Genomic DNA, 11606 nt, shown 5'->3' on the forward strand with positions numbered 1-11606 from the left:
CGACGCATTTCAGAATTTAGAACTGACTTGCTGGCCGAACATCTCGGAGTATCTGCTGGCACAGTGGAGCAGGCGGTGGCACAGTCAGGATCTCTGATTGCGGCGATTGAAACTCTCCGTAAATCCCAGCCAGGACGCACTTTAGTCCCTTACACGACGCCAGAAGTGTCCGACCTCGAAAAGTGGCTCGCAGATAACGAAATCCTGGATCCTGAAGGCCCGGAAGAGGTCTTCGAGCCGATAGAACGCCGCGGCCTGTTCCGAGGGCGACTGCATTTGCCGCGTCGAAGGCGCAAGCATGAAGGCTAGCCGGCCAAAACCCTAGTATCCACGTTAGATGTGTCTGCTACGAACTCCTAAATGCGCTTCCGTGGTGGGACGACCTCGCCAAGAATGAATTCGAGCCAAGTGCGCGAGCGGCATTTTGAAACAATGTCGGCATACCCCCGCATCCAACCTGCCGGAAAGCAGTTAGAGGTGTTCGTCCATCGCATTTTAAAAGGCACCGGCCTGCGCCATCGGACCATCTCCTGTTCTCAATCATCGGCGAGCGAAACGGTGGCGATGCGGCTGCCGCGGAAAATCTCGTGGAGAGTGGCCGCAGGAGGCAAGAACCCCGATGCGTTCGCAACGAAATTCTTTCGAGAAACTGGCTGCGGGGCTGGCGGCCGGTAAGCTCGCGAAGCTTCCATCCTTGTGTCTGTCGCAAGCGCCTCGACGCGGTGACCGGTATCCGGCGCTTCCTGTCACTTCATCGTGTGAACCGGCGTCTTCATTACGTGGAGATGGGGCGCCGCTCTTGAAACTGGAAATCACCGAAAATAAATTTCCCATGGCGCTCGATTCTGAGCGCCACCCTTGTTGATCACCAACGTTTTCAGTGAGGTAGAGATGAACTCGAAAGTTTTCGATCGGCCGGTTTATATTCTGGAACGCAAAGAACTGGTCCGCGAAGTGACCTGTCTGGATGACGCCATCGATCTTCTGGAGGAATGGCCGCAACACGATCGCGACCTGGTTCATGATGCGACCTTGAAGATCTGCTACATGGCCTGGGATGGGCACAAGCCGTTGAAGGTTGCGCGCGACGCCATTCGGTCCTTCGCGAAGAGGAAGGGCATCCTGGTAAAGGCGCCCAGCGTTCAGCCATGGATGATCAAGCCGGGATCGGGCGGCGGCCGCATAATGGCCTGAGCGAGGCACATCGCAGAGGCCGCAATGGCTGCCTCTCTTGGTCGCCGCCTATGGGAATTCCGGTCTTTGGCAATGCCGGCTCAATTGTATCCGCGATCGAGTTGCTCCGGATATCGGACGTTAAAACCATACAGGGGGATGGCAGCGGAATGAACACAAGGGAAAGGATCGCGGCGGATCTTGGACGGCCGGGCGTCCAGTCCGGCGATCTCGTCATGGCTCACGCATCGCTGAGGCACGCATTCCGGGCGGATCAGCATCCTAACCGTTTAATCGCTATTATGGGTGAGATCACGAGATGATCCCGATTCATAGCCCGGCTCGACAGAGGGTTTCGTGGTTCGCTGCACCGGCCGTCGGGTACGAATATGAAGCTTTCGGGAGGGCGTCAAAGGTGAGATCATGCCATCCGAAAGCGCCTCGCGCGCCGCGCCTGTTAATGTAGTTGCAACAAAGTCGACCTCGTTCAGTACCGTTGGCTTGGCGGATTCGCGGTCAGACCAAATCACCACCCCCACCCGCATGGTGGGATGCATGCGCTTGAGGCGGCGCCCGAGGATGCCCGCGTGCTTCGTGGATTCCTCGTTGAGAAAGCAGATGACAATCGCGTCCGCTTCTTTCGGCACGAGATCCCTCTTGCGGCGGTTTGCGACATCGGAGTGCCTCGCGGTCGCCACTTCCGCTCCCTGGACCTGCAGAACCTGGGCCAGCATCGCGGCCGTGGCGTCATCCAGTGCCCCTCTACCGCCAATGCAAAAGACGGTTTTGCCCGTACCATCCGGAAGCTCCTCCTCCTGATTTTTTTCGTTAGCGCCGGCAACGGATGTTGGCCCCTCCCCATCGGTCTCCTCCTCTTCCTCCTCCTGAGCGATTTCCTCCAGGTTGGAGACCAATGCGGTAGCGGCCTCGTATACCTGCTCCATCTGCTCAGTCGTCAGCACGCCTCGACGTCGATCCTGCTCGGCGAGCAACAACGCCGGAATGGCAATCTTGCCATAATAATCCTCCAGGTAGTCCTGCTCGAGAATCTCCTCAGCCTGGTCGGTCGCTTCGGCAGGATCGCCAGCCAGAAGCCTCTGGTAGAGGCGCTCCTTGGGATCGAGCACGGGGTCGCTTCCAAACAGGACCTCCAGAAATTCGAACTGCGGCACGTAACGTCCCAGCACCGCCAGGCACACGGTCAAAGGGGTAGATAAGACGAGACCAACAGGCCCCCATAGCCATGCCCAGAAGATCGCGGCGACGATAATGGCAAGTGGGGAGAGACCCGTCCGGGAGCCATAGAGCCACGGTTCGACAATATTGTTGCTTGTCAATTCCAGAACGAGAAAGATTGCCCCAACCCAGAGAACAAGGCTCCAGCCTGGATCGACAGCGAAAGCAAGAAAGAGCGGCAGTATCGTTGCGATCGCAGGCCCAATGTAGGGAACGAACCGCAGCACGATTGCCAGCATTCCCCAAAGGGCCGCATTGGGAATGCCCACCGCCCAAAGAGCCAGTCCCAAGGGTATTCCGTAAGCGCAGTTAACAATCATCTGCATCAGGAGATAGAGCGCTACGCGACTGCCAGCCTCCTGAAGGGCTTCGGTGGTGCGGTGCAAATCTCCATAGCCGACGAGCCGGATGAAGCGGTCGCGCAGTTCCTCCCGTTCTAGAAGCATGAAGATGACGACGACAATTATAAGGCCCAACGACGCGATCGGACCGAGCAGCGGGCTGATAAGGCTCGTTAGGGTTTCGATAGGCCTGCTCGGGGCGAAGATTTCCACGAGCATCGGTTCTCTTGATCTTGGCGTCGCGCCGGAAACCGCCGGCTCCGCGTTGTTGAGTTCCCGACCAACGCTTTCGATCACCGAGGTCAGTCGACGAACGATCCCGCTATCGGTTCCGCTCTCGTGGAGAGCCCTGATTTTGGCGATGATGTTGCCTTGGTAGGCAGGTAGGTTTTGAGCGACCTCGGCGACCTGCCAAGCGACGACAAGGGCAAACGAAGCGAGAATGAGGAAAGCAATCACAACCGTGATGACGACGGCCAGGATGCGCGGGATCCCCAGTTTTCGGAGCCGCGACGAGATTGGCGCCAGCGCGAAAGTCAGCAGAACCGCAATCGCAAGAGGAAGAAGCACCTCCTTGGCAAAATAGAAAATGGCTATGACCGCAAGAACACTCGCGAAAGCCGGAAGGCGCGAGGGTAACGACGGCGACATAGAATAGAGGCGACGAGAGCCGTCGAAATCGTTCCGCAAATCCGCCTCCAGGTCTAAGCTCTCGACCGCGAAAGTACAGCCGGACACCCACTATGGTCGAGGTAGTGCGAAAGCAGAACTTGGCAAGCATGGCGCTTGCCCAGTTTACCCAGGAACTAGCTGCGTGTTGGTACAACGCGTGCCGCGCAACGCCTCACAATGCACGCCGCTAGGTGTCATCGCCTATGCCACAACGGCTCCGAAGACTGTGACCGGCACAACGTCAACAGGCGCGAGTTGCAGCGCTCGCGAACTCAACGGGCCGCGCGCGGGCTGCATCCGAACCGTTTTTTGAAACTGCGATTGAAATACGAGATGTCGCTGAAGCCAACTTCGAGAGCGATGTCACCGATGCGCTTGTCCTGGTACCGGGTGTCGGTCAGCATCGCCTTGGCGTCTTGCAGGCGCAACTCCAGGATCCGTTCCGAGAAACTGCCCCCTGCGGACGACAACAAGTCTTGTACATAGCGGGCGGATAGGCCCATCTGCAAGCCGACCGCGGACGCGGACAGCGCCGGATTGCGATAGTTGCGCCTAATCTGCTTCATCACCGCTTGCAAGCGCGCGGCGCGCAGGCCTCGTGCGCCCGCAAGCTCGGCGTCCTCGCCTTTCGCTCCGGTCGCCAGTCCCACCAGATCGACGATCGTGCCGCAGACATGATCGAGCACCGACCCCGTCGGCGGGCTTATGCCGTCCACCATTGTCAGGTAGTTGCGCAGCAATCGTAGCGCCTCGTTGTCCGCCCCGATCAGCAGGCCTTGCCTGTCCTCGATGCCGGCGAACCTGTCGTTTAGGATCTTTCTCGGCACGACGAGATTGGCCCAGATATTGTAGTCGCCTCCGGTGAACTGTTGAGGCTGGCACGCGTCAAGAAAGGCGCTGCCGGTGTTCATCACGACATTGCGTGTGCCATAGGTTCCGCCGATGACCGACTGCCCGAGATTCATCACCAGCAGATAGACGTCCGGTGTATTGATACGGACGCTATGCGGGGTACGGGTTACACGGTTCACCGTCCCCGACATCTTCGCCCAGGTCAGGTCACCGATCACCGCCGCCTGCAAGGTCGCCTCGAACGGCATGTCGGAGATGCCGACCTCGACGGGCGCCACCTCGGCATAATGAATGTCACGCCAGAGGTGCAACCGTTCCCGATCGCTCATATGCTCAGGCAAGTTTGCCGATGAGAATTCCTGTCTTGGCGGCACAGCCAGCCCTCCCAATGGCCTGACTTGCGTCTCACGGAGCCGCTGACACGAGCGGTCGTATGTGACAGGCTCGGACGCGGAGCCCTATCGGCTGGTCGCTGGGTTTTACCCAGCCTTCCTGACCAGTAATCATGCGCTCCAGTCCATGTCGTCACCGTAAAGTATGACGCGCCAGGAAATCGAGCACGATCGTCTTCCTTCTGCTTCCCGAAGACAGGGTGCCAAATGGTGCGCTATAGCCGTTCCAGGAACACTAGGTCGATTGTGTGGTTGATGACGGGATCAAGCGTGACGAGACTTAATGCTGAACAACTGTCATCCATTGTTGGCGACATCTATGATTGCGTTCTGGACCCCGATGGCTGGGTCAGCGTCTTGAATCGGATCACGCAGACGACCGCCTCGGCTTATACGACCATCGCGCTCGCCAGCGCACAAGATAGTCATGGCCGCTTCGCCGCGCATTCGACCTGGGATGCCGAACAAATGCGCGTGCTTCAGGTCGAATACGGCTTCCAAGACATTCCTGGCCTCATGCCCGCCGTCGTTGGCGACCTCGATACGCCGCTGACCACGCTGTCCTGCCTCAGCGAACCCGAGCTGCGCGCTACGCGCTTCTATCGCGAGTGGGCCGAACCACAGGGCCTGCGCGAAGGCTGCATGGTCAAATTCGTGGATACCGACGATCGGCTCGGGCTTCTCGGCACAACCATCTATGCCGACCGCGACGTGATTTCTAGCGAGGAGCAACGCTTCCTGGCCTTGCTCGCGCCACATCTGCGCCGCGCCGCGCTGATCGGCGACCTGCTCGACCAGGCGCGCGTCATGGCGCATTTCTATCGCGAGACGCTGGATGCACTCTCTACGTCGATCGTCTTCACCGACACCGAAGGCAGGCTTCTCTATGCCAATGCCAGCGCCGAGCGAATGCTGTCGGCCGAGGCACCAATCCTGTCGCGCAACGGCGTGCTGCAGCCGCGAAACCCCGCTATGGCCGGCGTGCTGCTGACCGCAATCGCTGCGGCGTCCAATGCCGATGTCACGCTCGGCGCACGCGGCATCGGTATGCCGATCTCGGCACCTGGAGAAACTCCGGCCGTCGCTTACGTCCTGCCGCTCACCGCCGGCACGGCGCGTGCCGTCTTCCGTCCCGCGCGGGCCGCCGTTTTTGTCTCGACGACGATCTCGACGACGCCGATTCCAGTGGCCGTGTTGATGACCCTTTTCGACCTCACTCCAGCAGAGGCGCGTGTTCTCCTCGCGGTCGGCAGAGGCGCCGGTGCGGCGTCGACGGCGCGGGCGTTGGGGATCGGCGAGAACACCTTGAAGACCCATCTCAATCGCATCTATGCCAAGACCGGGACGAGCCGGCAACCCGATCTCGTCAAGCTCATCGCCGACATCGGCGCTCCCCTGCCGTGACCGGCCTCGACACGCCTGCTCGTTTGCTGAAGGACGGCGCGGTCGAATAACCCGTCAGCACCCGGGAATTGGAGCCCCGGTCCCGGTCGCGGTCAGCGACTTGGCGGGAGCCTTTTGCGTTCGAATAACGCGCTGAAACCGCCATGCGGAAAAAAAATCGTCAGTGCGTGTCCCTGTCCAAGAAGCGCGGGCCGCTGTCCAAGATTTCCCGAATGCCCTGTGAGACAGCTGATGAAATTGATCGTCAATTGCTCAACCGCCGGGAGGCGAAAAACACCGACAGCACCAACCGTGAGCATGCCGGCTCGAACCGGCCGATTCACGGCCGGCTTGAAGCCCGCCTCGATCCGTCACGCCCCCTTTTCGTCCGAACCAACTTCAAGGAAACCATACAATGCCCGTATATATCACGACACCACAGACCAAGACCTATTACGTCGACGAATCGAACCAGGGATGGGTCCTCTCCGATACCGGATCGATCACCGTCGCCAACGGCCACGGCATCGTCAACAACGACGCATTCCATGACAGCTTCATCACGGTCGCTGGAAGCATCCTCGCCAATGGTATGTACAAAGACGGGATTCTCTCCAACGGCCCGAGCGCCGCCCTTCAGGTCGAGGCCGGGGGAAGCATCCATGCCTACAGCGGCATAGCCGTCTATGGCGACAAGACGACCGTGCAAAATTTCGGACACATCACAGCCGAACGCCTGGGAATCTACGTCGGTGCCGACGACACACAGGTTCTCAATACCGGTGCGATCACAGCGAATGTCGGCGTGTATTTCGAAAACGCCAACGGCTATTCGGCTTTCAGCAATGCGGGGACGATCACGGCCGACAGGGGTTTCGTCGCCCAAAACGGCTCCGCTTATATTAAGCTCGGGGCGACCAGCGTTATCGACGCGAAATCCATCGGCATCGAGCTTTCTGCAAATCCCGTGACCAACATGATCACCAATGACGGCCTTATCAAATCCGGTGATATCGCCATCCAGGGAAATTCGACCAGCGATCGCATCGAGAACACGGGAACGATCAAGGGCAAGATCGTTCTGGGTGATGGCAACGACGAGTTCGACAACCGGGGCGGCTCGATCGACCATGCGGTCGACGGCGGCGCCGGCGACGACTACTATATCTTTGGCGCCACCAAATTTGCGATCATCGACAGCAGCGGAAACGACATGATCGGCTCCGGCTTTTCCTACGCGCTTGCGGCCGACAACATGATCGAAAATCTCTGCCTCGTCGGAACGGCAAATATCAACGGTACCGGCAACGCGTTTGTGAACACCATCAGCGGGAACTCCGGCAACAACGTTCTCTATGGCGGCAACGACTCGGTTGTCGATACTTTGATCGGATACGAAGGAAATGACACCTATGTTCTCGGTTCCGGCCACGATCTCGTCAAAGAAGGGCTGTCCGTTGATCTCCCGGGAACGACCAAAAGCGGCGTCGATACCATCACGTCGACGATAAGCCGCTCGCTTGCAGATTATGCGTTCGTCGAGAATCTCAAACTGCTCGGCTCCTCCGATATCAATGGCACCGGGGGTAAATATGCAAATGTCATCGTCGGCAATTCCGGCAACAACATTCTGAATGGAGGCGTGGAGGACACCCAGGCGATCGATACGCTGAACGGTGGCGCCGGCAATGACACCTATGTCTTGGGTTCGGGAAGCGACAAGGTCATCGATGCCTCCGGGATCGACACGATAACCTCGGCCATTACCCGCTCCCTATCCGCCTACGCGACGATCGAAAACCTCAAGCTGCTGGGTGTGTCCAATATCAATGCGACCGGCAACACGCTCTCCAACACCCTTACCGGCAATTCCGGGGCCAACACCCTTTCCGGCGGCGCGGGCAACGACGTTCTGATCGGCAGCGCAGGCGCCGACAAGCTGGATGGCGGGACCAACGCCGACACGGCGTCCTACAAGGGTGCCTCTGCCGGCGTCGTCGCCAATCTCGCGAATGCTTCCGCCAATACCGGGGACGCCAAGGGAGACATCTATGTCTCGATCGAAAACCTCGTCGGTTCCAGCCACAATGACACGCTGACCGGAAACAGCGGCGCCAATGTGATGTTCGGAACGACGGGGGCTGACAAGCTGACGGGCGGTGCGGGCGCCGATATCTTCTTGTTCAAGGCCGCGGGCGACAGCACGCTGGCGGCGGCGGGCCAGGATACGGTCTTCGATTTCAGCCATGCGCAGGGCGACAGAATCGGCCTGTCGGGGATTGACGCCAACACGGCGCTGTCGGGTGATCAGGCTTTTGTCTTCAAGGGCACCGCTGCCTTTTCAGGCGGCAAGGGAGAGCTGCACTTCGACAAGCAGGCTTCCGACACCTATGTCTATGGCGATATCAATGGCGACAAGGTTGCCGATTTCGTCCTGCATTTCGACGATGCCATCGCCTTCCAGGCCAGCGATTTCATTCTCTGATCGTTGCGCAACGGCAAGCACGACCTTTGGTGAGGAGTATAGCGGTGTCTTGAATCTGTTCACAATTGATTGAGCGCCTAAGCCGTGCCGATTGCCGCTTGTGAGTTCGGGCCTAACTGCCCTCAAACTCTGCTTGCGGAAACAGGGGAACGTGGCGAAAGAGCGCACGGGTACGCGCCGCCTGGAAAGGCCCGAGCGGAGCGTTCGCCGCCGCGCATAGATAGAGCTTCTCCGAAAGGCGGCGGTTTGCGAGCCGCGCGAACAGAAAGCGGCCCTCGGCGACGCCCGCCGCCGCGTCCAGCCAGGTCAGGAAGCTGATGCCCTTGCCGGCGGCGACATATTCGGTGATGAGGGCGATGGAGTTGCTGCGCAGCGCGATATGCGGCTCGGCATGCACGCGGTAGACCTCCGCATCGAGCCGCGGCCAGACCGACAGGCTGGTATCGGGCAGGCAGAGCGGCCGACCGAGGCAGCTCTCGATGCGGAACGGCGGCTCGCCCGCGGGCGCAAGCCCCGCGGCATAGACCACGCCGAGATCGTAGCTCCGCTCGTCATAGACCCGAAGTTCCGGCAGGCGCGGCACGTTGAAGGCCAGCAGCGCGTCGATCTCGTTGCGGCAAAGGTGGCCGACCAGCGTGCCGGTGTCCCCGACCGAGACCTTCAGCGCGGAGGGCGCGGCCTCCCCCTCTAGCCCCGGCAGGATATAGGGCACCAGGCATTCCATGATACCGAGCCTCAGCGTGCCGCCACCGTTGCCGCCGGCCTGCTGCAGCGCGGCGCGCAGCGCGCTCTCGTCGTCCAGCCAGCGCTCGGCCTGCGCCAGCAGCACCTGCCCCTGCTCCGTCAGCTGCACGCCCTGCGGCTTGCGCACGAAGAGCGTCGTTCCGAAGGTCTGCTCGAGGATCTGCATCTGGCGGCTGAGGGCGGAGGCGGATAGATTTAGCTTTTCCGCCGCGCGGCGGATGGAGCGCTCGCGCGCCACTTCGACGAAGGTGAAGAATTCTCGCGAGAACGCAGACACCGGCCCCTCCCTGTGCAGTTTTTTCGAACACTATGCGCAATTCATTCTAATTGGCGCAAGCCCCCTTCTCGCGCACTCTGATTGCGGGAATTTCAAGCGTTCAGGAGGAGTGACGAATGCTCGACAAACAGAACAAGGGACAGACAACGGATATCGACCTGCGCAATCTGCGCGAGACGATGAAGATTGCGGAGGAAAGCCGGGCGGCGGGCAACCACCCGTTTGGTGCGCTGCTGGCGGGACCGGACGGGGCGGTGCTCCTGACCTCCGGCAACACGTTCAAGGACGACAAGGGCGTCGGCCACGCCGAGATGAATGTCGCGCGCGACGCGGCTAAGGCCTATTCGGCGGAATTCCTGGCCGAGTGCACGCTCGTTACCTCGGTCGAGCCGTGCTGCATGTGCTCGGGCGGCACCTACTGGGCGGGTATCGGCCGCCTCGTCTACGGCATGACGGAAAAGCGCCTTGCGGAACTGACCGGCGATAACCCGGAAAACCTGACCATGGACATGCCCTGCGAGCACATCTTCAACGCCGGGCAGCGCAAGGTGGAGGTCGTAGGCCCCGTCCCCGCCCTCGAAGGGGAGATTGCAAAGGCGCATGAAGGCTTCTGGTGAACATGCCGGAAGCCATCGCCCTTTCCTTCCTCTTCAGGAGTTCAGACCATGTCCCGACAAGCGGACCATGGCGCGGCTGCGGCCGGCGCCAACGAGAATGCACGGCATGTCCATCCCGTCGATGAGGTCCTGCCGCCCGCCCGCATGGGGGTGCTCGCGCTGCAGCATGTCCTCGTCATGTATACCGGCGCCATCGCCGTCCCCTTCATCATCGGCAGCGCCCTCAACCTAACCCAGGTGCAGATCGCCTACCTCATCCAGGCCGACCTCATCACCTGCGGCCTCGCCACGCTGATCCAAACCGTCGGGTTCTGGCGCTTCGGCGTGCGCATGCCGCTGATGCAGGGCATAACCTTTGCCGCTATCTCGCCGGTCATCGCCATCGGCAGCAATCCGGCGATCCTCGAAGCCGGGCCGAATGCCGGCCTGCAGGCGGTGTACGGCGCCGTCATCGCGGCGGGGCTCTTCGCCATCTTCATGGCGCCGCTCGGCCGCTACATCGTCAGGGCCTTCCCGCCGGTCGTCGTCGGCGCGGTGCTGACGATCATGGGGCTCAGCCTGCTGCCGGTCGCCATCCAGTATGCCGCGGGCGGCTTCGTACCCGATGCAGGCAAGCCGGCCTATATCGGGCTTGCCTTCCTCGTGCTCGCCGTCATCGTCCTCTTGAATGTGTTCGGCCGCGGCTTCGTGAAGAACATCTCGGTCTTCGTCGGCCTTGTCGTCGGCGTCGGCTTTGCCGCCGCCATGGGCATGCTCGATTTCAGCGCGGTCAAGGACGCGGCGCCGCTTGCGATCGTCACGCCGTTCCACTTCGGCCTGCCGACCTTCCATCTCGTGCCTGTCCTCACCATGTGCCTGGTGGTCGCCATCACCTGGGTGGAATCGGTCGGCGACACCGTTGTCGTCGGCGAGATGGTCGGCCGGCCCGCGACGGAACGCACCATCGCCGACCTGCTAAGGGCGGACGGCCTATCGACCATGCTTGGCGGCATGCTCAACTCGTTCCCCTACACCGCGTTTTCGGAAAACGTGGCGCTGGTGAACATCACCGGCGTGCGCAGCCGCTGGACTGTCGCGCTGGCAGGCGGCTTCCTCATCGTGCTCGGTCTTTCGCCGGTGCTGGCGACGGCCATCGCCTCGCTGCCCAAGCCCGTGGTCGGCGGCGCCGGGTTCGTCATGTTCGGCACGCTGGTCGTTGTCGGCATGAAGACACTGCAGAAGATCGACTTCGACACGACCTTCAACAACTTCATGGTCGTGGGCTTGAGCGTCGCCATGGCGATGATCACCATCGTCAAGCCGGACTTCTTCCAGTTCATGCCGGACTGGTCCCAGGTGGTGTTCCACTCCCCCGTCATCATGGGTGCGGTCACCGCAATCGCCATGAACGCCGCCCTCAACGGGCTCAGTGCTCACGGTCACGTTGCTATGGCC

The 11606-nt window shown here is 60.7% G+C and carries 9 protein-coding genes and 1 pseudogene; 7 read left to right on the forward strand and 3 right to left on the reverse strand.

Features of this window, described 5'->3' with window-relative positions:
* From ACOZKU_RS10455 to ACOZKU_RS10465, 3 genes and pseudogenes are all read left to right on the forward strand, one after another.
* A pseudogene (locus ACOZKU_RS10455) lies at positions 1–309 on the forward strand (phospholipase); the annotation flags it as partial.
* An 84-nt stretch (positions 310–393) separates the two neighbouring features.
* Positions 394–675: a hypothetical protein gene (locus ACOZKU_RS10460; protein ID WP_421578812.1), complete on the forward strand. Its 282-nt coding sequence runs from the start codon at positions 394–396 to the stop codon at positions 673–675.
* A 216-nt stretch (positions 676–891) separates the two neighbouring features.
* The gene (locus tag ACOZKU_RS10465) at positions 892–1194 is read left to right on the forward strand and encodes a DUF982 domain-containing protein (RefSeq protein ID WP_421578819.1); all 303 of its coding nucleotides are present in this window, start codon (positions 892–894) and stop codon (positions 1192–1194) included.
* 269 nt (positions 1195–1463) lie between these two features.
* Here the strand turns inward: ACOZKU_RS10465 and ACOZKU_RS10470 are convergent, their stop codons facing one another.
* A complete protein-coding gene (locus ACOZKU_RS10470; RefSeq protein ID WP_421578820.1) occupies positions 1464–3401 on the reverse strand; it encodes an AI-2E family transporter in 1938 nt (645 codons plus the stop codon).
* A gap of 293 nt (positions 3402–3694) precedes the next feature.
* A complete protein-coding gene (locus tag ACOZKU_RS10475) occupies positions 3695–4603 on the reverse strand; it encodes a helix-turn-helix transcriptional regulator (protein ID WP_421578813.1) in 909 nt (302 codons plus the stop codon).
* 270 nt (positions 4604–4873) lie between these two features.
* Between ACOZKU_RS10475 and ACOZKU_RS10480 the strand changes: the two genes are divergently transcribed.
* Both ACOZKU_RS10480 and ACOZKU_RS10485 read left to right on the forward strand, forming a co-directional pair.
* Positions 4874–6070, forward strand: a complete 1197-nt coding sequence (locus tag ACOZKU_RS10480) for a LuxR family transcriptional regulator (RefSeq protein WP_421578814.1) — start codon at positions 4874–4876, stop codon at positions 6068–6070.
* Positions 6071–6464: 394 nt separating this feature from the next.
* Positions 6465–8534 carry a beta strand repeat-containing protein gene (locus ACOZKU_RS10485; RefSeq protein ID WP_421578815.1) on the forward strand — a complete coding sequence of 690 codons (2070 nt, stop codon included), beginning with the start codon at positions 6465–6467 and terminating at the stop codon, positions 8532–8534.
* 112 nt (positions 8535–8646) lie between these two features.
* Here the strand turns inward: ACOZKU_RS10485 and ACOZKU_RS10490 are convergent, their stop codons facing one another.
* Positions 8647–9555 carry a LysR family transcriptional regulator gene (locus ACOZKU_RS10490; protein ID WP_421578816.1) on the reverse strand — a complete coding sequence of 303 codons (909 nt, stop codon included), beginning with the start codon at positions 9553–9555 and terminating at the stop codon, positions 8647–8649.
* 116 nt (positions 9556–9671) lie between these two features.
* Here ACOZKU_RS10490 and ACOZKU_RS10495 point away from each other — a divergent pair, with 116 nt between their 5' ends.
* Positions 9672–10172 (forward strand): nucleoside deaminase, encoded by a 501-nt coding sequence (locus tag ACOZKU_RS10495; RefSeq protein WP_421578817.1) that lies wholly within the window; start codon positions 9672–9674, stop codon positions 10170–10172.
* Positions 10173–10220: 48 nt separating this feature from the next.
* Positions 10221–11606, forward strand: a 1386-nt coding sequence (locus tag ACOZKU_RS10500) for a nucleobase:cation symporter-2 family protein (protein WP_421578818.1), incomplete at its 3' end; no start/stop codon positions are given.

It is taken from the genome of Shinella sp. M31, from assembly GCF_049199205.1.
In the GTDB taxonomy this organism is placed as follows: Bacteria; Pseudomonadota; Alphaproteobacteria; order Rhizobiales; family Rhizobiaceae; genus Shinella.

What these genes read in the sequence shown, in the direction of transcription:
- ACOZKU_RS10460 (WP_421578812.1), top strand. Translation starts at nt 394, where the DNA reads ATGAATTCGAGCCAAGTGCGCGAGCGGCATTTTGAAACAATGTCGGCA.
- ACOZKU_RS10465 (WP_421578819.1), top strand. Translation starts at nt 892, where the DNA reads ATGAACTCGAAAGTTTTCGATCGGCCGGTTTATATTCTGGAACGCAAA.
- ACOZKU_RS10470 (WP_421578820.1), bottom strand. Translation starts at nt 3,401, where the DNA reads ATGTCGCCGTCGTTACCCTCGCGCCTTCCGGCTTTCGCGAGTGTTCTT.
- ACOZKU_RS10475 (WP_421578813.1), bottom strand. Translation starts at nt 4,603, where the DNA reads ATGAGCGATCGGGAACGGTTGCACCTCTGGCGTGACATTCATTATGCC.
- ACOZKU_RS10480 (WP_421578814.1), top strand. Translation starts at nt 4,874, where the DNA reads ATGGTGCGCTATAGCCGTTCCAGGAACACTAGGTCGATTGTGTGGTTG.
- ACOZKU_RS10485 (WP_421578815.1), top strand. Translation starts at nt 6,465, where the DNA reads ATGCCCGTATATATCACGACACCACAGACCAAGACCTATTACGTCGAC.
- ACOZKU_RS10495 (WP_421578817.1), top strand. Translation starts at nt 9,672, where the DNA reads ATGCTCGACAAACAGAACAAGGGACAGACAACGGATATCGACCTGCGC.